The sequence below is a fragment of the Kitasatospora sp. NPDC098663 genome, assembly GCF_044760075.1.
GTDB lineage: Bacteria > Actinomycetota > Actinomycetes > Streptomycetales > Streptomycetaceae > Kitasatospora.
Window position 1 is genome coordinate 70,362 of the sequence record NZ_JBIWAP010000002.1, and the last position, 23,209, is coordinate 93,570.

Here is a 23,209-nt window from a genome sequence, read left to right on the forward strand (position 1 = left end):
GCACGGCCGAGGGCCGGCCACCCCGCTGGAACGGGGGTGGCCGGCCCTCGGCGGTCGGGCGGGCGGCTACTCCTTGCCGAGCACCGTCACGTCCAGTTCGTCCGCCGCGTAGCTGGCGCGGATCACCTTCTTGTCGAACTTGCCGACCGAGGTCTTCGGCACCGACTCGACGATCGACCAGCGCTCCGGCAGCTGCCAGGAGGCGATGCGTCCGGCCAGGAAGGCCCGCAGCTCGCTCAGCCCGGCCGTGGCGCCCGGGCGCAGCACGACCGTGGCCAGCGGGCGCTCGCCCCACCTCTCGTCCGGGACGGCGACCACGGCGGCCTCGGCCACCTCGGGGTGGGCCATCAACTGGTTCTCCAGTTCGACCGAGGAGATCCACTCGCCGCCGGACTTGATCACGTCCTTGGCCCGGTCGGTGAGGGTCAGGTAGCCGTCGGCGGTGATGGTGCCGACGTCGCCGGTACGCAGCCAGCCGTCCTCGGAGAACTTGTCGTCCGGGCGGACCGGGTCCTGGCCGGCACCGCCGTAGTAGGCCCCGGCGATCCACGGGCCGCGCACCTCCAGCTCGCCCGCCGCGACGCCGTCGTGCGGCATCCGCTCACCGGACGGGCCGACCAGCCGGGCCTCGACGGAGGCCGGGAAGATGCCCTGGGTGACGCGGTAGGGCCACTCCTCCTCCGGGGTGAGGCCGCCGGGCGGCTGGGCGAAGGAGCCGAGCGGCGAGGTCTCGGTCATGCCCCAGGCGTGCAGCACGCGGATGCCGTGGCGCTCCTCGAAGCCCTTCATCAGCGAGGGCGGGCAGGCGCTGCCGCCGATGACCACCATCCGCAGGCTGGAGGTGTCGTAGTCGCCCGCGTCGAGCTCGTCCAGCAGGCCGCTCCAGATGGTCGGGACGGCGGCGCCGACGGTGGGCCGGACGGCGGCGATCATCTCGGCCATCGGCTTGGGCTGGAGGAAACGATCCGGCATGAGCAGGTTGGCACCGGACATGAAGGCGGCGTGCGGGATGCCCCAGGCGTTCACGTGGAACATCGGGACCACCGGCAGCGCGGTGTCGCGCGGGGTGAAGGCGAAGTTGTCGCCGGCGTTGACCTGGAGGCAGTGCAGGTACACCGAGCGGTGGCTGTAGAGCACGCCCTTCGGGTCCCCGGTGGTGCCGGAGGTGTAGCAGAGCACGGCGGCCTCGCGCTCGTCGAGGTCGCCGCGCCACGGGTAGGCGGTGGGCCGGCCCGCGATCAGCTCCTCGTAGTCGTGCACGGTGCCCGGGAAGCCGGCCAGCAGCGAGCGGTCGCCGGGGCCGTTCACCACGATGTGCCGCAGCGTCGGGGCGAGGTCCGGCAGGACGGCGGCGAGCAGCGGGAGCACGCTGCCGTCCACGATCACCGCGTGGTCGGCGGCGTGGTTGACGATGAACGACAGCTGGTGGGCGGGCAGCCGCAGGTTGAGCGTGTGCAGCACGGACCCCATCGCGGGGACGGCGAGGTACGCCTCCAGGTGGACGGAGTTGTTCCACATCAGGGTCGCGACCCGGTCGTCGCCGGTCACCCCCAGTTCGTCGCGGAGCGCGTGGGCGAGCTGCGCGGCCCGCGCCCCCACCTCGGCGTACGTCCGCACGACCGGCCCGGTGCCGGCCCAGGTGGTGACGGTGGACCGGCCGTGGATGGTGGACCCGTGCTCCAGAATCCGGGCGACGGTGAGCGGGACGTCCTGCATCGTGCTGAACACGGGTCCTCCTTGACCTGGCGGCACTGGCGGCTGCGCCTGCGGCGCCTACCGGGCGGTAATGCGCGCGGACCTGCCCGATTGTGCCGCCCCGCCCCGCCCGCTGTCAGTATCCCGGCGCCGTTGCCCAGATCACGGATCGGCGACGTCTCAGCCCGCGGTCGGGCCGTCGACGTGGTCGCGGTCGATCGTGAGGGTGGCGCCGCCGTAGGTCTCCTCGACGTTGCCGCGGTACTGGTGGACGCGCTGGTGGTCGCCCCAGAGGTCGGAGCCGAGGGCGCCGGAGCCGGTGGTGTCGGCCCGGTCGTCCCAGCGGGCGTACCAGAGGGCGTCGGGTAGCGGGAAGCTGCCGGCCCGGGCGGCGGCGGCCAGGTCGGCGATGCCGGAGTCGAGGCTGGAGTAGAAGCCGGAGCGGTAGCCGGCGGCGTGCAGGGCCTGGGTCCAGCCGACGGCGAAGTCGACCACGGCCTGGCCGCAGGCGGGGTCGCGCATCGGGTAGGCCTCGATGTCGAGGTAGACCGGGCCGCCCTTGCCGAATCCGAGCGAGCCCATCGCGTGGACGGCTTCGGTGGCCTCGTCCCGGCCCTGCTCGACCGCGTGGGCGGGGTCGATCTTGCGCGGCTTGTTGCCGACTTCGCTGCACGGTGCCTGGAGCCCGACGTGGGCCGGCAGGAAGCGCCAGCCCAGCGCGCGGGCCTGGCGCACCCACTCGGCGGTGAGCCGGGGCTGGCCGCAGCCGCGCTGGGCGCCGCTGACGTAGATGCCGAGCGCGCCGTACGGGGAGGCCCCGTGCCAGGCCCGCAGGGTGTCGAGGGGCGGCGCGGCGCAGACGTCGAAGGCGGGGCCGGTGAAGTCGTCGTGGATCCTGGGCGGGCCGAACCGGTCGGACAGGGTGAGGGCCCGGATGCGGGGGAGGGCGGCGGCCCCGGCGCTCACGCCCGTCCCGTCGGTGGCCAGCAGGAGCACGAGGGAGGCGGCGAACAGGGCCACGGGGCGGAGATAGCGCACCCGCCCTTGCTACTGACGGACCATCGGACGAATGCGGCAACCACGCCGGGCGCACCGGGAGAGCTCACCCTTTCGGCCGTACCCATCCGCATCCGTCCCGATAGTTGTAACGAGCTTGCCCGTTTGTCACTCCTTACGGCAAACTCGCCCATATGCCCAGCTCCCATCCCAGCGAAACCACCGCCCCGATGCCGGCTGCCGCCGTCGCCGAGGCGCTTGCCATGCCGCCCGCCCCCCAGGGCGAGCCCGCCGGCGAGCGGGGCAGCTGGCGACGAGGCGGGGCACCCGGCTCCACGGCACCGCCCGACGCTCCCCTCGGCCGACCCACCGGCCGACTCCCGAAGGTCCTGCGGCGCCCGGAGAGGATCCCGGCGCCGCTTCTCTGTCTGACCGCGATGTTCCTGGTGCAGACCGGGATCGCGCTGTCCAAGCCGCTGTTCGGCCCGCTCGGGGTCAGCGGCACCACCTTCCTGCGGCTGGGCTTCGCGGCGGTCATCCTGCTCGCCGTCACCCGGCCCCGGCTGCGCGACAAGCGCCCGCGCGACCTCGCCGCCGCGGCCCTGCTGGGCGTGGCCTCGGCCGGGATGACCTTCCTGTTCGCCGGGGCGATCGACCGGCTGCCGATGGGCACCGCCGCGACCATCGAGTTCCTCGGCCCGCTCGCGGTCGCCCTGGTCTTCGCCCGGCGCGCCAGCCACCTGCTCTGGGCGCTGCTCGCCGCCGGCGGCGTCGTCCTGCTGACCCTGCTCGGCGAGGGCGGCGACGGGGGCGGGCTCGACCCGGTCGGCCTGCTCTACGCCTTCGGGGCGGCCGCCTGCTACGCCGCGTACATCCTGTTCACCGACAAGGTCGGCGCCGCCTTCCAGGGCTTCCAGGGACTGGCGGTGTCGATGACGGTCGGCGCGCTCGCCCTGGCGCCGTTCGGACTCGGCCAGGCCTGGGACGGGCTGACCGCGCCCGGCGCCTCGCCGCTGGGGCTGCTGGCCGCGGTGGCCGGGGTGTCGCTGCTGCTGCCGGTGATCCCGTACGCGCTGGAGATGACCGCGCTGCGACGGATGCCGCAGCGGGTGTTCAGCGTGCTGGTCAGTCTGGAGCCGGCGGTCAGCGCGCTGGTCGGCCTGGTGGTGCTCGGCCAGCTGCTGGGCGTGCCGCAGCTGGCCGGGATCGGCTGTGTGGTGGCGGCCAGCGTGGGAGCCACGCTGACCGGGCGGCGGTAGGGGCGGCGCGGTCGGTCCGAGGGCCGGGCCCTCGGACCGTCAGAGCGTCAGAGCGTCAGAGCGTCACGGCCACAGCAGGGTGCGCGACCACTCCGGGGTCCGGACCGGGCCGGTGCGGGTGTACCGCAGCCGGACGTGCCGGCGCTGCGCGTCGCCCTGCCAGTACTCCACCTCGTGCGCCCACAGCGTGTAGACCGCGTGCCCGGCCGCGACGGCGTCCGGGGTGGCCTCCAGCCGGCGGCGGGCGACGGCGACGGCCTCGTCGTACTCGGCGAGCGAGGCCATCGGCTCGCTCTGCCGCCCGACCAGCGCGCCGACCCGGGCGTCCGGGGAGCGGGTGGCGAACTCGGCGGCGGCGACCAGGTCGGCGGCCCGCTCGACGGTGCCGCGGACCCGCACCTGGCGGCCCAGCTGGGGCCAGTAGACGGTCAGCGCGGCGGCCGGGTGGTCCGCCAGCTGGCGGCCCTTGGGGCTGTCGGCGGCGGCGGAGAAGACCCAGCCGGTGCCGGCCGCGTCGACGTCGCGCAGCACCAGCACCCGGGCGTCCGGCAGGCCGTCCGCGTCGACCGTGGAGAGGGTGACCACCTGCGGGTCCGGCACGCCGGCGGCCAGCGCGGTGGCGAGCCAGTCCACGAACAGCGGGCCGGGCTCGGCGGGCGCGGCCTCGGCGTCGAAGGTCGGCAGCGGGCGGGCCATCGGCGGGCGGCCGAGCAGCAGCTCGGGCACGGACTTCGGCTCGGGCCGGTGCTCGGCCGGCTCCCGGCGGGCGTCCGGCCCGGATCGCGGATCCGGCTCCGGTGCAGGCCAGGCCTCGCCCGGGCCGGTCAGGCCCTCCTCCTCCGCCGCCATCGCGCGCCCTCTCCTCCGGTTGCCGCGGTCGCCGCCCCGGCCGGGCCGTCCTTCCCGGGCCCGGGCACGTGGTGCGCTGTCGGAGCGCAACCGTACCGCCGAACACCGACGGCTCCGGGCGCGGGCCCTCGCTGGACGCGTTCGCGCAGTCCGGGCGGGCCTCGACGGGCGGTCCCGAGCGGTGTCGGCGGCGACGGGCGGCCGGCGGCGAGCGGGCCCGGGGCGGTTCGCGCCCGGCTCCGGACGCACTCGTGGGCGGTGCCGATGGCGGCACCGCCCACGAGGCCGGCTTCGCGGTGACCCTTTCCGCTGGCCGGTCATGCGCTGTTCTGATCCGCGCCCGGGCGGGAGTTCCGCCCGGAGACTGGTTCGAGCCCCTCCGCGAGTGCTCAGCTCACCCGCGGCCGCCCACCTCCGGCGCCCCCGCCGTCGGTGGTGCCCGATCGGATCAGTGGAAGATCGGGGCGAACACGACGTTGATGTTCTTGTTGGACTGCCCGGCCAGGATGGTGCCCGCGTTGTCCTTCACCGCGAGGGTGTTGTTCTGGTTCGAGGCACCCGTCCCGGTGGCGGTCTGCTGGGTGGAGATGTAGTTGCCGTCGACCCCGCCGAACACGTTGCCCGTGCCGACGTTGGACACCACGCCGGCGTTGGAGCCGGCACCGGCGCCCGCACCGTTGTCGGCGGCCGCAGCACCGGCGCCGGCCAGCAGCAGGCCGGCCGCGAGCGGGGCGGCGAGCAGGAGTCCGGCCACCCGGCGGGTGTGGATGCGAGCCATGAGAGCCTCCAAGAAGCTGTAAATCGTGCAATTGTCGAGCAGGGGGTGCGGGAGTTCGCCGGCCAGACGAACACCTGCGGGCTGCGACGCCGAGAGACAGACTTCCGCAACAAATCGACAAAGCACTAGTCGACGGAGCAGTTTTCGCCCGTTAGCGTGATATCCACCCGGGCTGCGCATAACGGACCGAAAATCGGACAGTGCGCCGACACACCCCTACTGAGCTGGGGCTTTGCCCGGATGACGACCTCCCGGAAGGCCCTCCAGACAGGGCGCTCCGCCATCACACGAACCACCGGGCGCACCACCCCGGCGCAGGGAAATCAGGGAACGCGCCCCCGAAAAGTTCGACCACCCTCCCATGTCGACTTTTCCAGCCATTCCCAGACCATCGGAAAGTCGTACTGGAATATGGGGGGAAATGCCATCACACCATCTTGCCCGGGTTCATGATTCCCAGCGGATCGAAGACCGCCTTCAGCTGTCGCTGGAGGTCCAGCGCGACCGGCCCCAGCTCGCGCGCCAGCCAGTCCCGCTTGAGCAGCCCCACCCCGTGCTCCCCGGTGATCGTGCCGCCCAGCTCCAGCCCCAGCGCCATGATCTCGTCGAAGGAGCGCTGCGCCCGCGCCGCCTGCTCCTCGTCCGAGCCGTCGAAGATCACGATCGGGTGGGTGTTGCCGTCCCCGGCGTGGCTGACCACCCCGATGGTCAGCGCGTGCCGCTCGGCGATCACCGCCACACCGTTCAGCATCTCGGCCAGCCGGGAGCGCGGCACCGCCACGTCGTCGATCATCGTGGTGCCCAACCGGTCCAGCGCGGGCAGCGCCAGCCGCCGCGCCTCCAGCAGCAGCTGCGACTCCGCCTCGTCCTCGGCCGGCACCACCTCGGTCGCCCCGGCGGCCCGGCAGAGCTCCGCCACTCGCGCCAGCCCGGCCTCCCGGTCCGGCCCGTCGAAGGCCACCAGCAGCAGCGCCCGGGTCGTCTCCGGCAGCCCCATCCGCCCCAGGTCGTTGACCGCCCGCACGCTGACCGCGTCCATCAGCTCCATCAGCGACGGGGTCAGGCCGCACGCCATCACCTCGCAGACGGCCGCGCCCGCCGCGTCCGCGCTCGGGAACTCCGCCGCCAGCGCCAGCTGCGGCGCCGGCGCGGGGCGCAGCGCGAGCACCGCCCGGACCACCACGCCCAGCGTGCCCTCCGAGCCGACCAGCAGCCGGGTCAGGTCGTACCCGGCCACGCCCTTGGCCGTCCGACGCCCGGTGGACAGCAGCCGCCCGTCCGCCAGCACCACGTCCAGGCCGAGCACGTACTCGCTGGTGACGCCGTACTTCACGCAGCAGAGCCCGCCCGCGCCGGTGCCGATGTTGCCGCCGATCGTGCAGGACTCCCAACTGGACGGGTCCGGCGGGTATGACAGGCCCAACTCCTCGACTGCTCGCGACAGTTCGGCGTTCACCACGCCGGGCTCGACCACCGCGATCCGGTTCACCGGGTCGAGCTCCAGGATCCGGTTCAACTTCACCATCGACAGCACGATGCAGCCGTCCACGGCGTTCGCCGCCCCCGACAGCCCGGTCCGCGCCCCCTGCGGCACCACCGGCACCCGCAGCGCGGTGGCGGTGCGCAGCACGTGCTGCACCTGCTCGACCGTCTCCGGGAACACCACCACGGCGGGCGCACCGGCGGCGCAGAAGCCGGCCATGTCGTGGCGGTAGGCGGCGGTCACGTCCGGATCCACCACCACCGCCCCGGCCGGAAGGCCCTGCGCCAGTCGGTCCGTCAGGTCACCCATCGCCGCCTCCGCTCGCCGCCCGCCACCTCCACCGCACTCTGCCCGCCCGCCGGGGGCCGGGCAAGTGGGCCCCCGGCGGATCCGCGGGCGTGAGCCCCGGCCGGACCGGGCCTACCGGCGGACCACCGGCTCCTGGAACTCCGTGACCCATCGCGCCGGGTCGTCCGGGCACTCCAGGTAGAGCTCCCGGGCGTAGCCGGCCGAGCGGTAGCCGTTCGCGTCGATGAAGCGGGCCAGCTCCTGGAAGCTCCCCATCGCCTCGTCCATCGAGCCGCGGTGCACGACCGTCGCCGCCTCCTCGATCGGCGGCAGGTCGAGCACCGCGAAGCCGTACCGGCCCGGCTCCACCGCCGGCCCGACCGGGACGGCCACCCGGATCAGCACCGTGCCCTCGCCCTCCGGCACGTCCTCGTACCGGGCGACGGACGGGCCCGCCTCGGCGATCCCGGCCTCGACCAGCCGCCGGCACAGCTCCGCGAACAGCGGGCCGATCACCGGTCCGATGTCCTCCGGCTGGTAACTCGCGGCCACCGCGGTCAGTTCGGCCACCCGGACGGACGGCACCCGCTTCAGTACGACGTCGTGTGCGGACATGGTCCCCTCGCTCTCGATCGTCCGGAGCCTCGCCTCCACCCGGGTCAGCCGCTGCTCGTCCGCGGCGATCGCCTCGGCGAGTTGGGCCCGGCGCAGCCGCAGCATCCCGCGCAGTTCGGCCGCGTCCACCTGCTCGTCCAGGACGGCCCGCACCTGCTGCAGCGTGAAGCCGAGCTCCTTGAGCGCGATCACCCGGTTGAGCCGGGCGAGTTGGGACGCCTCGTAGGACCGGTACCCGCTGACCGGGTCCACCCTGGCGGGCCGCAGCAGCCCGATCGCGTCGTAGTGGCGCAGCATCCGCACCGACACCCGGCCGTGGCTGGCGAAGTCTCCGATGTTCAACATGGTGCCCCCACTCCACCCCCTGCCACCGTGTCAGGGTCAACCCCCGCCCGCCGAAAACGCGGAAGGCGGGTGCCGAGTGATCTCGGCACCCGCCCTGAGCAGGTGGTTCTCCAACCAGCGGAGAGCGTGGGATTCGAACCCACGGTACGGGGTCACCGCACGACAGTTTTCAAGACTGTTCCCTTAGGCCGCTCGGGCAGCTCTCCAGGCGGAGGTCAGCCTAACGGGTCCGGCGGGGTTCGGTGCACACCGTTTCGTGCGGGTGGGGGTCAGCTGTCGCCGTCCCGCTGGCCGAGGGTGACCTTGGTGTTGAACTGCTGGCCGTTGCGGGTGTACTCGACGTCGACGGTCTCGCCGGGCTTGTGCGTCCAGATCCGGCTGACCAGGGCGGGGCCGTTGTCGATCGGCACTCCGCCGAGCTTGGTGATGACGTCGCCCGGCTTGAGACCGGCCTTGTCGGCGGCGCCGCCGGGGGTGACGGCGGGCTGGCCCTGGATGTCGCGGGACTGGATCTGCGCGCCGTCGCCCTTGTAGTCGTCGTTGCGCAGCACGTCGAGCTTGGCGTAGACCGGCTTGCCGGTCTTGATCAGGGTGTCGGCGACCCACTTGGCCTGGTTGATCGGGATGGCGAAGCCGAGGCCGATGCTGCCGGCCCGGCCGTTGGCGGAGGCGTTGGACTGGATCGCCGAGTTGATGCCGATCACCGAGCCGCTGGAGTCGAGCAGCGGGCCGCCGGAGTTGCCGGGGTTGATGGAGGCGTCGGTCTGCAGCGCGTTCATGTAGGAGGACTGGCCGCCGGTCTCGTCGCCGGAGGCGACCGGGCGGTCCTTGGCGCTGACGATGCCGCTGGTGACGGTCGACTCCAGGCCGTACGGCGCACCGATCGCGACGGTGGCGTCACCGACGTTGACCTTGTCGGAGTCGGCCAGCGGAAGCGGGGCCAGCTTGCTCTTCGGCGGGTTGTCGATCTTGACCACGGCGACGTCGTAGCCCTCGGCGTGGCCCAGCACGGACGCGTTGTAGGACGTGCCGTCGGCGAACTTGACGGTCAGTTTGCCGCCGTTGAGGGTCGGCGCGACCACGTGGTTGTTGGTGAGGATGTGGCCCTCGGTGTCGAAGACGAAGCCGGTGCCGGTGCCGGACTCGCCGTTGCCCTGCGCCTTGATGGTGACGACGCTGGGCAGCGCCTTCTGCGCGATGCCGGCGATCGAACCGGGGGCGGGCTCGTTCTTCTGGGTGTTGCTGGCCTGGACGGTGGTGCTGCGGTGGTCGTCGGCGCTGTTGGTGCTGTCGTTGCGGTCCGCGACGGTCACGCCGAGCGCACCGCCGGCCACGCCGGCGACCAGCGCGACGGCGGCGATCAGGGCGACCAGGCCGCCGCCGCGCTTCTTGCGCGGGCCGCCGGGGCCGCCGGGGTAGTCGGCCGGGTAGCCGAGCGGTCCGGCCGGGCCGCCCGGGTAGCCCGCGCCGCCGCCGGCGTCGTGGGCGGCACCCCAGCCGCCGAGCGGCTGGCCGGCGCCGAACGGGTGGTGGCCGGGCGCGGGGTGCGCGGCGGGCGCGCCGGGGGCGGCCGGGGTGCCGTACGGGTCGTGCGGGCCGGCGGCGGGGACGCCGTGGGCCGGGGTGGCGTACGGGTTGGCGCCCGACGGCAGGGCCGGGCTCTCGGCGACGGGTGCGGCGGGTGCGGTGGGTGCCGCCGGCGCGGCCGGGACCGGCGGGGCGGGCGGCAGGACCGGCGGCGGCGCGTCGATGTAGCCGGCGGCGGCGTCGACCGGGGCGGCCGGCGCGTCGGCGACCGGCGCGGCCGGCGCGTCGGCGACCGGCGCGGCCGGCGCGTCGGCGACCGGCGCGGCCGGGGCCTGCGGGGCCGCCTCCGGCGCGGGGACCTTGGTGAAGGCCACGGTGGGCTGGTACCCCCCCTCGGCCGGAACACCATCGGCCGCGACGCCCTCCGTCGGCGCGGCCTCAGCCGGTGCGGCCTCGGCGGCCGGAGCGGCCCCGGGCTCGGGGACCCGGCCGAAGGCCAGTGTCGGCTGGTGCCCGCCCGAGGCGTGGCCGTCGGAAGCGGGAACAGCCGCCGCCTGGCCGCCCGAGGGCTGCTCCCCCTGCGGCCCGGTGGGCCCAACCTCGCGCTCGGTGCTCACGAACGACCTCCATAGCTGACAGAACCAAGGACCATAGTTTTTCGTACTGCCGATTCGATTGCCGTAAGGACCCCTCTGAATAACTCATAAGAATCCTTAGCCGCCGCCGACAGCCGGGCCGCCGACCAGGCTGTCCTGCGCCGACGACCGGAGGCTCCCCCACCTCCGCCGGGCGTCCCGCGATGCGGGCCGCACACCCCGTGGCCTTGGCGTTCACCCCCGGGCCGGTTAGCCTGTCGCTCACAACTGACACGCGGGAGCTTGGACCAACCAGGCTGAGAGTGCGCTGGTCGACCGTACGCCACGGGATCGTGGGCGGACCGTCGAGGGGGCGCAGACCGCCGGAACCTGTCCGGGTAATGCCGGCGTAGGGAGTATCGGCCATGTCGCCTGCTTCGCCATCCTCTTCTTCGGGCGCGCCCGCGTCCAAGGGTTTCCCGGAACCGTCCCCGGCCGCTGACGGCGGTGACAGCGGGCGCACCGGCCCCACCGGCACGGCGACCGCCGTCCTGGACCGCCCGGAGCGTACCGAGGCGCCGCTCGTGCTGGACACCGAGCCGCCGCGCACGCTGCGCTTCCGGGACCACTTCGCGCTCTGGATGAACCTGGGCGTCAGCCTGATCGGCTTCTCCACCGCCGCGACCGTGCTCGGCGCCAAGGGCAGCGAGCTGTCGCTGGCCGCCGCGGTGACCGCGATCGTGGCCGGCACCGTGGTCGGCACCGCGATGCTCGGCGTGGCCGCGCTGATCGGGGCCCGTACCGGCGCGCCCGCGATGGCGAACCTGCGCGGGCTGTTCGGCACCCGGCTGTCGTACGTCCCGACGGTGCTGAACATCGTCCAGTGCGTCGGCTGGGGCGTGTTCGAGCTGCTGACGATCGCGGCGGGCGCGCAGACCGTCGCCCACACCGACGGCTACCGCTGGCTGTTCGTGCTCCTGGCGGGAGCGCTGACCACCGCGCTGACCATCTGGCCGCTGGGCTCGATCGCGGTGCTGCGCCGCTTCGTGGCCGGTGCGGTCGCCGTCGCGATGGTGTACTTCACCGTCCAACTGGGCCGCCAGGGGGTGCCCGACCCGGGCGCCGGCAACTGGCACGGCTTCCTGGGCGCCACCGACGCGATGATCGCGGTGTCGATCTCCTTCGTCCCGCTGGCCGCCGACTACACCCGGCACTCGCGCACCGCGCGCTCGGCGTTCTGGGGCAGCTTCTCCGGCTACACGATCGCCCAGGTCTGGTGCTACGTGCTCGGCCTGATGGCGCTGCTGCAGTCCGGCGGCGACCCGAACAGGATCTTCGACTCCTTCCTCGGCGTCTGGGCCGGCTGGCTGTTCCTGCTGGTGCTGGTGCTGCGCGAGACGGACCAGTCCTTCGCCAACGTGTACTCGACCGCGATGTCGGTGCAGAACCTGCTGCCGAAGGTGGACCGCCGGGTGCTGACCGGCGGGATCGGCCTGCTGATCACCGTGCTGGCGCTGCAGATCGACAAGTTCACCGACACCTACACCAACTTCCTCGGCCTGATCGGCTCGGTCTTCGTGCCGCTGCTGGCGGTGCTGGCGGTCGACTACTTCTTCGGCGCCGGCCGGTACGGCTGGAACCTCTCCGCCGACGCGCCCTCGCGCCGCCTGATGCTGCTGCCGTGGGTGCTGGGCTTCGCGGTCTACCAGTTCATCGCGCCGACCGCGGTGGCCGGCTGGTGGACGGACTTCTGGACCTCCGCCCAGGACGCCCTGCACTTCACCCCGCAGGAGTGGACGTCCGCCTCGCTGTTCGCCTTCCTGGTGCCGGCCCTGGTCACCTGGGCTCTCACCCCGCTGACCCGCAGGGCGGCGCAGAGCTGACCGACCGGCACCGAAGACGGCCCCGCGGATTGGGGCCGTCTTCGCCTGCGCGTCACTTCCGCCGCCTATCGTGGGGCCCGTGACCAGCACAGACCCGTCCTCGACGGCGGCGCGCACCACGCCGCCCGTCCAGGTGATCGCCCACCGCGGTTCCTCGCACGCCCTGCCCGAGCACACCCTGGCGGCGTACCGGCGCGCGCTCGACGAGGGCGCGGACGCGGTCGAGTGCGACGTCCGGCTGACCGCCGACGGCGAGCTGGTCTGCGTGCACGACCGCCGGATCGGCCGGGTCTCCAACGGCCAGGGCACCGTCTCGGCGATGACGCTGGCCGAGCTGGAGGCGTACGACTTCGGCGCCTGGAAGACCGGCCGCCCCAGCACCGACCCCGAGCTGCGCGGCGTGCTGCGGCTGGAGCGGCTGCTGGAGCTGGTGGTGGACTGCGGCCGCCCGGTGGACCTGGCGATCGAGACCAAGCACCCGGTGCGCTACCGCGGCCGGGTGGAGACCGAGCTGCTGCGGACGCTCGAACGCTTCAAGATCGGCGCGAGCCGGGAGGGCGAGCGCCCCTCGGCCCGGATCATGAGCTTCTCCTCGGTGGGGCTGAACCGGGTGGCGGCCTCGGCGCCGGAGTACCGGCGGGTGTTCCTGTTCGAACGGACCCTGCCGCTGCTCGGCCGGCTGCGCCCGGGCTCCCCGCTGCCGGGCGGGGCGCGGATCGCCGGGCCCGGCATCGACCTGGTGCGGGCCCGCCCGCAGTTGGTGACGCGGCTGCGCGAGCTGGGGCACGAGGTGCACGTGTGGACCGTGGACGAACCGGCCGACGTGGAACTGTGCCTGGAGCTCGGGGTGTCCGCGATCATCACCAACCGGCCCGCCGAGGTCCTGGCGCAGCTCGGTCGGTGATCCGGCGTCGGTCCGCGGGGCCGCCGCAAATCCACCCGCAAAGCCCGGACACAACCTGATCGTTCTGGTCGGCAGTCAAACCTTCCGGGCGCGTTATTGCCGGAATTCATGCGCCGGTGCGACGCAGGGTGAGCACGGAATGACCTCAGGTCCACCCTCGGTCGCAATCGCTTGAAATGTCCTCGCGGGATCGTCCGGCGGTCGTTTCCGACGCATTACCAAGGGGCATCTCTCCCTCGGCATACGCTGAAGGAGGTCCGGGGGTGGCGTTGATGGTGGCGCGTGAAGTGCCGACTTCATCGACCATGGCAGTGCCGCACGGCCCGGCGAGTGTCGGGGTCGCACGGCGCCGACTGCGTCGAGATCTCGGCGACCGGCAGATACCGGAGCCGGTCATCGATGATGCCGTACTGATCCTTTCCGAACTGCTGAGCAACGCCTGTCGGTACGCCCGTCCGCTCGGCCCGCTGCGGGCCCTGGGGCGCGGCGCCCGGGCCGAGGTGGTGGACCAACTACTGGTCGGCGTCCCCTCCGGGACGCACTGCGCCCCGGGCGGCCGGGAGCACGAGGAGCACGGGAGCGGAACGGACGGCGGCGTGCTGGTCCGCTGGCAGCTGCACGCCGACGGCGTGCTCACCCTGGAGGTCACCGACGGCGGCGCGACCACCCGGCCGCTGCCCGCAGGACCCTCGTTGACCTCGCGCGGCGGTCGCGGCCTGAACATCGTCGACCAGCTGGCCAGCGACTGGGGCGTGCGCGACGCGCCCGGCGAGGTGACGGTCTGGGCGGCGCTGCCCGCCCGGGCCCGGCACGCCCGGCGCACCGGTGGTGACGCCCGCAGCGCCTGAACCGACGCGCGCTCCTCACCCGTCCGCCCGGCGCGTGCCCGCGCGCCGGGGGAACGTCAGTAGGCTGCCCGGAGCAAAGGACCACCGTTCCCGGGAGAGCCGCACCATGGGCAAGAAGGCCGCCAAGAAGGCGCCGCAGCGTCAGTCCACCACCGCCGTCGCGGGCGAGGTCCCCGTGGTGGGGGCCCGCGAGAACTGCCCCTGCGGTTCGGGCCGCCGGTACAAGGCCTGCCACGGCCGGGAGGCCTCGCACGCGGTGCAGGAGCTGGTGCACCGCCCGTTCGAGGGCCTGTCGGGCGAGGCCGACTGGGTCGCGCTGCGCGAGCTGGTGCCCGCCGCCACGGTGCCGCTGACGCTGGCCGCCGGGGTGGCCGAGGGCGCCGTCGGCGAGGTCCCGTCGGTGACCCTGGCCACCGTGCTGCCGCTGGCCTGGCCGGCCCTGCGCCGCCAGGACGGCTCCATCCTGCTCGGCCTGCAGACCCAGTCCTCCTCCGGCGACCTCAGCCGCGACCTCGCGGACGCCCTGGAGCTGGCGCTGGCCACCGAGCCGGGCAACCCGGTGCCGTCCCGCCGGACCGAGGCGGGCGGACGCCGGCTGCAGGACCTGCTGGACGTCACCGCCGCGTTCACGCCGGCCGTGCACACCGGCTTCGAGTTCTGGCTGGAGGACGCCGAGACCGCGACCGGCGAGGTCGCCGCCTCCCTGGAGCGCGCCAACGCCTCGGCCATCCCGACCGAGAAGCTGGCGAGCGCCGACGCCGCCTACTGGTGCGGCACCCCCGACAAGAACCACCTGCGCTGGGTGATGACCGTGCCCGAGGAGCGGCTGCTGGACGCGCTGGCCCGGCTGAGCGCCGCCGACCAGTCCTCGCTCGGCCCGGACACCCGCCTGGTCGGCTCGTTCCGCGCGCACGGCCTGACCGTCCCGGTCTGGGACCTCCCGCTCGCCATGACCGCCGCCGACTGCGAGAAGCCGGCCGCCGAGTTCGCCGAGCGGCTGGCCTCGGTGCTCGCCGACGAGACCCCGCTGACCGCCGAGGAGCGGCGCGCCCGCGCGAACCTGGTGAACCGTCAGGTCACCTTGAACTAAAGCGCCCGGGATCCGGGTGATACGCGTCACATTGTCGCCATGAAGCCGCAATTTCCGGGCGGGCAGGGCGTCTTGGAAATTGGCGCGGGCGCGGATCCTTGTTACTGTCTAAAGAGTCCGGCCGCTGGTGCATCCCCCGTCGCCAGCGGCCGGATCTTTTGTTTTCCGCAGGGCCCCGACGAGCGGCCCGGGAACGGACCGGCGGATCAGTACGCCGAGCGACCGCTGTCCAACCGGACCGTCGCCTCCACCAACTCGCCCAGCAGCGGCCCGACCTGCGGCAGCCACACCCCGCCGTCGGCGTCCGGGCGCGGGGCCAGCACCCAGCGCACCCGGCCGGCCGCTCCGCCGGGCGGCAGCGGCAGGAAGCCGTCCACCCCGTGGTAGCGCAACGAGCCTGGCACCCAAGGGAGTTGAGCGAGCATCTCGCCGAGTGCGTCCAGCGAGTACGGGGCCACCAGCAACGCGTACCGGCCCGGCATCGCCAGCACCGGACCGAGCGGCAGCCGCAGCGCGCCCAGGTAGACCAGCGCCCGGGCGCCGGCCGCCGCCGGCAGGCTGACCGCCGAGACCACCGAACCGGTGGCGGCCAGCACCGGAGCGTCCGGGCTCTGCCGCTCCCACCACCAGCGCACCATCCGGGCGTCCGTGGTGGCGGCCAGCAGCGACGGGTCGTGCGGGTGCGCGCCCGGCACGACGCAGTCCTGGTCGCCGCAGGAGCACTGACCGCCGCGCAGGACGGCCCCCGGCACCACGGGCCAGCGGTGGTCGACGGCGGCCGTCAGGGCCGCGGCGAGCCGGGCAGGGCGCTGACGTGCGACGTCGTCCTGGACGGGGTGGTGGGGGGTGGCGGGCGGACACGGATCTTTCGGGTTCTCACGCATGGCGCTCGTTCCTTTCCCTGACCGCTCGGTTCGCTCCGGCCCGTCGGCACCGCCGGGACTCGTCACGCGGACCCGCGGTGGCACGGCCCCGAAGGCGCGAAGGGGGGCGGGCGGCATGGCGGGCGGCGCGGCGACGACGTGGATCACGGTGTGGAGCACGACATGAGAAGGGCCACGCACTGAAACAGCCCCTGGAACGAGAATCCCGTATGCGACCGGATGGACGCCGCCCGGGCGCGCTTGGTTCCACCGTACGAGTGAGAGACTTCCGGCCAGCCCGGACCCCGGGCGGCGCGGGCATACGATCCGGACGGCCGCCGGGTCCGTCCCCTCCCTTCTGCCCGCTCCCGGTCCCCTCCATGCCTCCCGACCGGACCGGCGCGCGGCCAGGCCGTACGCGCCCCCCGACCGGGTCTCGCGGATGTGGAACAGGCCACCGCGTCGTCCTGGATCTGGACATGCCCCAAATGGCCTGTGTAGAAGTGGTGGCATTGCTGTCGATCAATGACGAGTAGTAGCGAATCGAGGCGAAACGCGCCCTTTGGCCGTCATCGCTCCACACCGGCCGTACCTGGGGGTTCCGCATGGCACGTAGCACGTCAGGAGTGGCGGCATGACCGAGTCCCACCCGTCGTCGTCGACACCCTCCGAGCCGGGCGAGCCCGGCAGCGCCGGCGGGCTGACCGTCCTCGAGCCACCGGGCTTCCCCGGCCCCGCCGACGCGCAGGACGGCGCGGCGGACGTCCGCACGGCACCGGCCGCCGGGGTGCAGGACCGTTTGGCCGGACGGCTGTCCGATTTCACCAGCCTGCACCGGCACACCGAACAGCTCGCCCGCGCCCGCGGCCTCGCCGACACCCTGGACACCGTCCTCGCCTCCGGCGCCGCCCTGCTCGGCGCCCGCCGCGGCGTCCTGGTCACCCGGATGCCCGGCGGCCGGCCCGGCCAGCCCGTCGGCCTCGGCCTCGACCGCGCCAGCCTCGGCGCGCTGGAGACCGTCCCGCCCGAGCAGAGCCTGCTCGCCAGGCTGCTGCGCGAACAGGACCGGCCCGAACGGCTGCACTCCCCCGACCTCGCCGAGGACCCGGCCACCGGCGCCCGGCTGCGCGAACTCGCCACCCAGCTCGGCCTCGGCGGCTGCTACGGCCTGCCGCTCGCCACCGAGGAGGACGGCCCGCTCGCCGCCGCCCTCTGGTTCTACGACGAGCCCGCCGAACCCACCGAGCGCCAGCGCGAGCTCGCCCACCGCTACGCCGGGATCGCCGCCCCGCTGCTCGCCAAACAGCTGGAGGCGGACAAGGTCCGGCGCACCACCGAGGCGCTGCGCCGCGGCCTGCTGCCCGACCGGCTCCCCCAGCCCGCCGGCCTGCGGCTGGCCGCCCGGATCCTCCCGGCCGGCCTGGACCGCTCCTGCGGCAGCGACTGGTACGACGCCATCCCGCTGCCGGACGGCACCGTCGGCCTCACCGTCGGCTCCGTCTCCGGCGACGGCCCCGGCGCGGGCCCCGGCTCCGCCCCCGGCGCGGCCGCCGCGATGGGCAGGATCCGGGCCGCGCTGCGCGCCTACGCCGTCCTGGAGGGCGAGGACCCGGTGTCCGTCCTCGGCGACCTGGAACTGCTGCTCAAGACCACCGAGCCGGCCCGCACCGCCACCGCCGTCTACGCCTGGGTGGAACCCGAGGAGCGCCGGATCACCCTGGCCGGCGCCGGCCACTGCCCGCCCGTCCTGGTCGGCCGGCACGGCGCCGAGTTCGTGGAGACCTCGCTCTCCGCCCCGCTCGGCATGCTGGCCTGCTGGGAGGCCCCCGGCGTCGAGCTCACCGCCGACCGCGGCGACACCCTGCTGCTCTACACCGAGGGGCTGGCCCGCCGCTGCGGCCCGACCCTGCACGCCGGCCAGGCCAACCTGCGCCGGGCCGCCGCCGACGCCCCGCGCGACGTGCGGATCGACCCGGACCGGCTCTGCGCCCACCTGCTGGCCGTCTGCCCCGACCCCGGCCCCGGACCGGCCACCGACGACCTGCTGCTGCTCGCGGCCCGCTTCGCATAGCCGCCCCGAACAGTCGTCCCGACCCCGAACGGGCGAGCGGCCGGGCGTCCGTACCATGGACGCACGGCCGCCCGCGCGTGTCGCGATCCGACACTCCCCCGAGGGGCGGCGGTACCACCCCAAGGAGGCGTTACACGTGACCGAGGACCGCACGCCCGCAGTGGCCGAGAACCCCGAAGCCGACGGCGGCGACGAGCCGCAGCAGTTCAAGGGCCGCAAGAACGGCCTGTACGGCGAGGTCTCCGACGAGCTGGCCGCCTCGATGAAGACCGGCTGGGCCGACACCGACCTGCACGGCCTCGTCCCGGTCGCCCAGGCCGCCTACGCGGCCGAGCGCCGCGCCCGGCTCTCCGCCGCCTACCCCGGCGAGCGGCTGGTCGTCCCGGCCGGCAACCTGCGGGTGCGCTCCAACGACACCGACTACAGCTTCCGCGCCTCCAGCGAGTACGTGCACCTCACCGGCGACCAGACCGAGGACGCCGTGCTCGTCGCCGAGCCCACCGGCGACGCCGGCCACGAGTTCGCCCTCTACCTGCTGCCCCGCTCCGACCGCGAGAACGGCGAGTTCTGGCTGGACGGCTACGGCGAGCTGTGGGTCGGCCGCCGCAACAGCCTGGGCGAGCAGGAGCAGCTGCTCGGCCTGCCGGCGCGCGACGTGCGCAAGGCCGCCGAGGAACTGGCCGGGCGCACCAAGGACTCCGCGGTGCCCACCCGGATCGTCCGCGGCTACGACGCCGGCCTGGAGGACACCCTGGCCGACGTGCTGGACGCCGACCGGGACGCCGAGTTCAAGGAGTTCCTGAGCGGCCTGCGGCTGGTCAAGGACGAGTGGGAGGTCGGCGAGCTGCGCGCCGCCTGCGACGCCACCGTCAAGGGCTTCACCGACGTGGTCCGCGAGCTCGGCCAGGCCGTCGCCACCTCCGAGCGCTGGATCGAGGGCACCTTCTGGCGCCGCGCCCGGGTCGAGGGCAACGACGTCGGCTACGGCACCATCGCCGCCGCCGGCCCGCACGCCACCACGCTGCACTGGGTCCGCAACGACGGCGACGTCCGCCCCGGCGAGCTGCTGCTGCTGGACGCCGGCGTGGAGACCCACACCCTCTACACCGCCGACGTCACCCGCACCCTGCCGATCGACGGCCGCTTCAACGACCTCCAGCGCAAGATCTACGACGCCGTGTACGACGCCCAGGAGGCCGGCATCGCCGCGGTGAAGCCCGGCGCCCGCTTCCGCGACTTCCACGACGCCTCGCAGCGCGTGCTCGCCGAGCGCCTGCTCGCCTGGGGCCTGCTGGACGCCTCGGCGTACGACGTCGAGAAGGTCCTGGAGCTGGGCCTCCAGCGCCGCTGGACCCTGCACGGCACCGGCCACATGCTCGGCCTCGACGTCCACGACTGCGCCCACTCGCGCCGCGAGGAGCACGCCGACGCGCTGCTGGTGCCCGGCATGGTCCTCACCGTCGAGCCCGGCCTGTACTTCCAGCAGGACGACCTGACCGTGCCGCAGGAGTACCGCGGCATCGGCGTCCGGATCGAGGACGACATCCTGGTCACCGCCGACGGCAACGAGAACCTCTCGGCCGGACTGCCGCGCCGCGCCGACGAGGTCGAGGCCTGGATGGCCTCGCTGGCCTGAGCCACGCACCGAGGGCCCGGCCTCCCCGTGGTGGGGAGGCCGGGCCCCCGTGTCACTTGGTGACCTTGACGGAGATCTTCTTGTCGCCGAGCACGGTCAGCTTGCTTCCGTTGTACGGAAGCGTCACCTGCGCCGAGACCGGCATGTCCCCCGGGCCGTTCCCGGCGCCCAGGGTCAGCCGGTAGGTGACCTTCCTGGTCTGCCCCGGGGCCAGGGAGAAGAACGACGCCTGGTCCGCCACCGCGTAGCCCATGTCGCTGCCCGGCCCCATCGGCACCGGCCTCCAGGTGTCGCCGTCCTGACGCTCCAGCTTGCCGTCGTTGGGCGCCTGCACGACCTGCACCGGCGGCGAACCCGGGTAGGGCTCCGTGACGACCAGTGGCTGCACCTGGCCGTAGGTGTTCTGGCTGGTGTTCCGGAAGGTCACCGAGAAGGTGACGACCGAGCTCCCCGCCGTCAGCTGCTGACCGGCCGCCAGGCCGTCGAAAGCGACCGTGATGTCGTTCCGGTTGGCCTCCGTGGGCGGCGTCTGGCGGCCGCTCAGGTCGAGGGTGTTGACGATCGTCATCAGTCCGGGCTGGTAGTCGGCCTTGAGGCCGATCGCCGAGACGGACACGAAGTCCTTCGGCAGGGCCCACATCTGGGCCGTGAAGGCGTCGCCGCCGCAGTTGATCTGCCACTGCGACTTGCGTGCCGCACGGCCTGCAACCGTGGGTGTGCTCTTGGTCGGGCCGACACTGTCGATCTGTCCGTTCCTGGTGAGCGTGGGGGAGTAGGCCCACGCCGGGCACCAGGGCTGCGGGGACCATCCGGTGTCGGAATCCAGGTAGGACGGCCCCGGCCAGACCTGCGGCTCCTGGTCCGTGACCGTCAGAAGCACGCCGTGCGGCAGGCAGTCCCCGGCCGAGGCGTCCTGCGGAGCACTCGGGCTCAGGATGCAGAGGCTGTTCGCGGACGGATCGGGATTGACGGCCCGCCAGCCTGGCGGGATCTTGAACCTGGCGCCCCGGAAGGGGTACGTCGTCCCGGCCGGCGCGGTGGTGGCCGGGGTGGTGGCGGGGGTGGTGGGCGGCGCCGTCGTCCGGGTGCCGGCCGACGTCGGGTCGGAGAGGGGGGCGACGGTCCCCGGGTCGGCGGCGGGGCTGCCGGTGTCCGGCGAGGTGGCCGTGGGGGTCGGGGCGGCGGTCGGCTCGGGGGACGGGCTCGGCGAGGTCGTCATGGTGGCGGCCGGTGGGGGGACGTCCTGCTTGGCCAGCGGGTCGCCGTGGAAGGTGAGCAGGCCGATCGCCAGGGAGGCGGCCAGCGCGAAGACCGGCACGGCGGTCAGGTAGACCGGGCGCAACCGCCGCACCCGGCCGCGCGGCGGTTGCGCCGGGCGCAGGGTGCGCGCGGTGATCAGCGAGGCGCGGGCGTCCATCGCCTCGCGCAGCAGCCGTTCGGTCGCCGTCTCGGCCGGCCCGTCACCGTCTCGGCCTCCGCTCTCGCGGCCGGGGAGCTTGTCGGTCATCGAACCTTCTCCAGATGCTTTTCCAAGGCGTCCAGGGCCCGGCTGGCGGTGGACTTCACGGCACCCCGGGACAGCCCCAGGGCCTCGGCGATCTGCGCCTCCGACAGGTCGGACCAGTAGCGCAGCACCAGCACCTCGCGCTGGCGGGGGGTCAGCTCCTGCATGGCCGCGAGCACCCTTCGGTGCTCGTCGTTGAGCACCGCGTGGTCCTCCGCGGAGGCGGCGTCGGGCTCGTGCGGCGGGACGTACTCGCGGGCGGTCTTCCGGCGGCGCAGCATCGACCGGGCGCCGTTGACCACCGCGGTGCGCAGGTAGCCGAGCGCGTTGTCCAGGTCGTCCAGGTGCTCGCCGTACCGCTGGTAGAGCTGGGTGAAGGCCTCCTGGACGACGTCCTCGGCCAGGTCCTGGTGGTCGACCAGGAGGACGGCCATCCGCACCAGGCCCAGCCGGTGGGCGTGGTACAGGTCGGTCAGGGTCGGCCGGTCCTCCGCGGGCCTGCGCCCGCCGCGCAGCAGCCGGAAGCCGGAGCGGCGCTGCACCGACTGCTCGTCGCCCGGGCCGGCGGACACCTCGCCGGCCTCCTGCGCGCCGAACAGCACGGCGACCACTGCGCGAACGGAGAAACCGCGCCCCCTCGTCGGCCCGGCGATCGGCCCGATGGCCATGGACATGCGCGTTTCCGCTTTCCCCCGGGACGGTGGCGGCTCTCGCCGGACCGTCAGGACTCCTGATCAAGATCGTGATCGGGGAGATCCTGACAGCCACCCTCGGCCCGCCTCTCTCCGCCCCCGTACCAATGGACGTGTGACCGGGGTGGAGGTTGCAGGTGGATCCGAGGAAGATTCCCGGGCGGCCGAAACGGCTACACTCACCGCCATCCCGCCACCCGTCAGCAGGGGGTCCGCATGACCGAGCAGCACGTCGAGGGCCCGGTCGACACCGGGCCGGGCCCGGTGCCCGTCGTCATCGGCCCCCGCCCGGAACCGGTGCACCACGTCGCGGTGTACGCCTTCGCGGGCATGGCGCCCTTCGAGCTCGGCGTGGTGGTGGAGGTGTTCGGCCTGGCCCGGCCCGAACTGGGCGGCCTGCTGGCAGCGCCCTGGTACGGGCTGAAGGTGTGCGCCGACCGGCCCGGGACGGCGCTGGACGCGGTGGGCGGGTTCGCGCTGACCGCCCGGCACGGGCTGGACGACCTGGCCGCGGCCGACACGGTGGTGGTCCCCGGGGTGCCGAACGCGTTCGGCGGCGCGGTCTCCCCCGGGCTGGTCGCCGCGCTGCGGACGGCGCACGAGCGCGGCGCCCGGATCGTCTCGATCTGCTCGGGCGCCTTCGCGCTGGCCGCCGCCGGACTGCTGGACGGGCGGGAGGCGACCACCCACTGGCGGTACGCCGACCTGCTCCAGCAGCGCCACCCGGACGTGCGGGTCAACCCGGACGTGCTGTACGTCGACAACGGGAACGTGCTCACCAGCGCGGGCAGCGCCGCCGGGATCGACCTCTGCCTGCACCTGGTCCGCCGCGACCACGGCGCCAAGGTGGCCAACAGCGTGGCCCGCCGCTTCGTGGTGGCGCCGCACCGGGACGGCGGGCAGGCCCAGTTCATCGAGGCCGCCGTCCGCCCGGTCGACGAGGAGGACGACGGGGTCGCCCGCAGCATGCAGTGGGCGATGGGCCACCTGGCGTCCCCGCTGACCATCTCGCTGCTGGCCCGCGCCGCCCGGATGTCGGACCGCTCGTACCTGCGGCACTTCACGGCGCGCAACGGCACCAGCCCGATGCGCTGGGTCGTCACCCAGCGCATCGCGGCCAGCCTGCCGTTGCTGGAGTCACCGGAGGGGACGGTGGAGGAGATCGCGGCGGCGGTCGGCTTCGAGAGCGCCGCGACCTTCCGCCACCACTTCGGCCGGGTGATGCGCACCTCCCCGACCGCCTACCGGCGCTCCTTCGGGCGCGGGGTCGCGTAGCCCGCTCGGCCACGCGGCCCGGCATCAGGCTGT

The 23,209-nt window shown here is 74.0% G+C and carries 18 protein-coding genes, 1 tRNA gene and 1 riboswitch; of the genes, 8 read left to right on the top strand and 11 right to left on the bottom strand.

Annotated features, from left to right (window positions below; translation table 11 throughout):
* Positions 1 to 66: 66 nt before the first annotated feature.
* Both ACIQVZ_RS02400 and ACIQVZ_RS02405 read right to left on the bottom strand, forming a co-directional pair.
* Positions 67 to 1,728 (bottom strand): long-chain fatty acid--CoA ligase, encoded by a 1,662-nt coding sequence (locus ACIQVZ_RS02400; protein WP_350876450.1) that lies wholly within the window; start codon positions 1,726 to 1,728, stop codon positions 67 to 69.
* A 147-nt stretch (positions 1,729 to 1,875) separates the two neighbouring features.
* Positions 1,876 to 2,733: a DUF1906 domain-containing protein gene (locus tag ACIQVZ_RS02405; protein WP_402446492.1), complete on the bottom strand. Its 858-nt coding sequence runs from the start codon at positions 2,731 to 2,733 to the stop codon at positions 1,876 to 1,878.
* A gap of 152 nt (positions 2,734 to 2,885) precedes the next feature.
* On the opposite strand from ACIQVZ_RS02405, the gene ACIQVZ_RS02410 reads away from it, so the two are divergent.
* The gene (locus ACIQVZ_RS02410; RefSeq protein WP_350876454.1) at positions 2,886 to 3,950 is read left to right on the top strand and encodes an EamA family transporter; all 1,065 of its coding nucleotides are present in this window, start codon (positions 2,886 to 2,888) and stop codon (positions 3,948 to 3,950) included.
* A gap of 63 nt (positions 3,951 to 4,013) precedes the next feature.
* Here ACIQVZ_RS02410 and ACIQVZ_RS02415 read toward each other — a convergent pair whose 3' ends face one another.
* From ACIQVZ_RS02415 to ACIQVZ_RS02440, 6 genes are all read right to left on the bottom strand, one after another.
* The gene (locus tag ACIQVZ_RS02415) at positions 4,014 to 4,799 is read right to left on the bottom strand and encodes a pyridoxal 5'-phosphate synthase (protein WP_350876456.1); all 786 of its coding nucleotides are present in this window, start codon (positions 4,797 to 4,799) and stop codon (positions 4,014 to 4,016) included.
* A gap of 448 nt (positions 4,800 to 5,247) precedes the next feature.
* Positions 5,248 to 5,577 carry a hypothetical protein gene (locus ACIQVZ_RS02420; RefSeq protein ID WP_363579777.1) on the bottom strand — a complete coding sequence of 110 codons (330 nt, stop codon included), beginning with the start codon at positions 5,575 to 5,577 and terminating at the stop codon, positions 5,248 to 5,250.
* A gap of 427 nt (positions 5,578 to 6,004) precedes the next feature.
* Positions 6,005 to 7,369 (bottom strand): FAD-binding oxidoreductase, encoded by a 1,365-nt coding sequence (locus ACIQVZ_RS02425; RefSeq protein ID WP_402446496.1) that lies wholly within the window; start codon positions 7,367 to 7,369, stop codon positions 6,005 to 6,007.
* 111 nt (positions 7,370 to 7,480) lie between these two features.
* Positions 7,481 to 8,308, bottom strand: a complete 828-nt coding sequence (locus ACIQVZ_RS02430; RefSeq protein ID WP_402446499.1) for a MerR family transcriptional regulator — start codon at positions 8,306 to 8,308, stop codon at positions 7,481 to 7,483.
* A gap of 118 nt (positions 8,309 to 8,426) precedes the next feature.
* Positions 8,427 to 8,514: transfer RNA gene (locus ACIQVZ_RS02435), tRNA-Ser, on the bottom strand.
* A gap of 63 nt (positions 8,515 to 8,577) precedes the next feature.
* Complete coding sequence (locus ACIQVZ_RS02440; protein WP_402446502.1) at positions 8,578 to 10,452, bottom strand: S1C family serine protease; 1,875 nt, start codon at positions 10,450 to 10,452, stop codon at positions 8,578 to 8,580.
* 243 nt (positions 10,453 to 10,695) lie between these two features.
* A riboswitch (TPP riboswitch) is annotated at positions 10,696 to 10,843 on the top strand.
* Here ACIQVZ_RS02440 and ACIQVZ_RS02445 point away from each other — a divergent pair.
* From ACIQVZ_RS02445 to ACIQVZ_RS02460, 4 genes are all read left to right on the top strand, one after another.
* A complete protein-coding gene (locus tag ACIQVZ_RS02445) occupies positions 10,836 to 12,293 on the top strand; it encodes a purine-cytosine permease family protein (RefSeq protein ID WP_402446505.1) in 1,458 nt (485 codons plus the stop codon). It overlaps the preceding riboswitch by 8 nt.
* A gap of 79 nt (positions 12,294 to 12,372) precedes the next feature.
* A complete protein-coding gene (locus ACIQVZ_RS02450; RefSeq protein ID WP_350876514.1) occupies positions 12,373 to 13,197 on the top strand; it encodes a glycerophosphodiester phosphodiesterase family protein in 825 nt (274 codons plus the stop codon).
* Between the two features lie 305 nt (positions 13,198 to 13,502).
* Entirely contained in the window at positions 13,503 to 14,045 is a 543-nt protein-coding gene (locus ACIQVZ_RS02455) for an ATP-binding protein (RefSeq protein WP_350876516.1), read from the top strand.
* A 106-nt stretch (positions 14,046 to 14,151) separates the two neighbouring features.
* Positions 14,152 to 15,135, top strand: a complete 984-nt coding sequence (locus ACIQVZ_RS02460) for a DUF5926 family protein (RefSeq protein WP_350876519.1) — start codon at positions 14,152 to 14,154, stop codon at positions 15,133 to 15,135.
* A gap of 206 nt (positions 15,136 to 15,341) precedes the next feature.
* Here the strand turns inward: ACIQVZ_RS02460 and ACIQVZ_RS02465 are convergent, their stop codons facing one another.
* Positions 15,342 to 16,019 (bottom strand): bifunctional DNA primase/polymerase, encoded by a 678-nt coding sequence (locus ACIQVZ_RS02465; RefSeq protein ID WP_350876521.1) that lies wholly within the window; start codon positions 16,017 to 16,019, stop codon positions 15,342 to 15,344.
* 613 nt (positions 16,020 to 16,632) lie between these two features.
* On the opposite strand from ACIQVZ_RS02465, the gene ACIQVZ_RS02470 reads away from it, so the two are divergent.
* A complete protein-coding gene (locus tag ACIQVZ_RS02470; RefSeq protein WP_350876524.1) occupies positions 16,633 to 18,069 on the top strand; it encodes a PP2C family protein-serine/threonine phosphatase in 1,437 nt (478 codons plus the stop codon).
* A 136-nt stretch (positions 18,070 to 18,205) separates the two neighbouring features.
* Positions 18,206 to 19,705 (top strand): aminopeptidase P family protein, encoded by a 1,500-nt coding sequence (locus ACIQVZ_RS02475; RefSeq protein WP_402446511.1) that lies wholly within the window; start codon positions 18,206 to 18,208, stop codon positions 19,703 to 19,705.
* A gap of 52 nt (positions 19,706 to 19,757) precedes the next feature.
* On the opposite strand, the gene ACIQVZ_RS02480 is transcribed toward ACIQVZ_RS02475, so the two are convergent.
* Together ACIQVZ_RS02480 and ACIQVZ_RS02485 are read right to left on the bottom strand one after the other, a co-directional pair.
* Positions 19,758 to 21,212, bottom strand: a complete 1,455-nt coding sequence (locus ACIQVZ_RS02480) for a hypothetical protein (protein WP_402446514.1) — start codon at positions 21,210 to 21,212, stop codon at positions 19,758 to 19,760.
* Positions 21,209 to 21,883, bottom strand: coding sequence for an RNA polymerase sigma factor (locus ACIQVZ_RS02485; protein WP_402446516.1), 675 nt, complete (start codon positions 21,881 to 21,883; stop codon positions 21,209 to 21,211). The genes ACIQVZ_RS02480 and ACIQVZ_RS02485 overlap by 4 nt, the downstream gene beginning before the upstream one ends.
* Before the next feature lie 234 nt (positions 21,884 to 22,117).
* Here ACIQVZ_RS02485 and ACIQVZ_RS02490 point away from each other — a divergent pair, with 234 nt between their 5' ends.
* Positions 22,118 to 23,176 carry a helix-turn-helix domain-containing protein gene (locus ACIQVZ_RS02490; RefSeq protein ID WP_402446518.1) on the top strand — a complete coding sequence of 353 codons (1,059 nt, stop codon included), beginning with the start codon at positions 22,118 to 22,120 and terminating at the stop codon, positions 23,174 to 23,176.
* Positions 23,177 to 23,209: the final 33 nt, after the last annotated feature.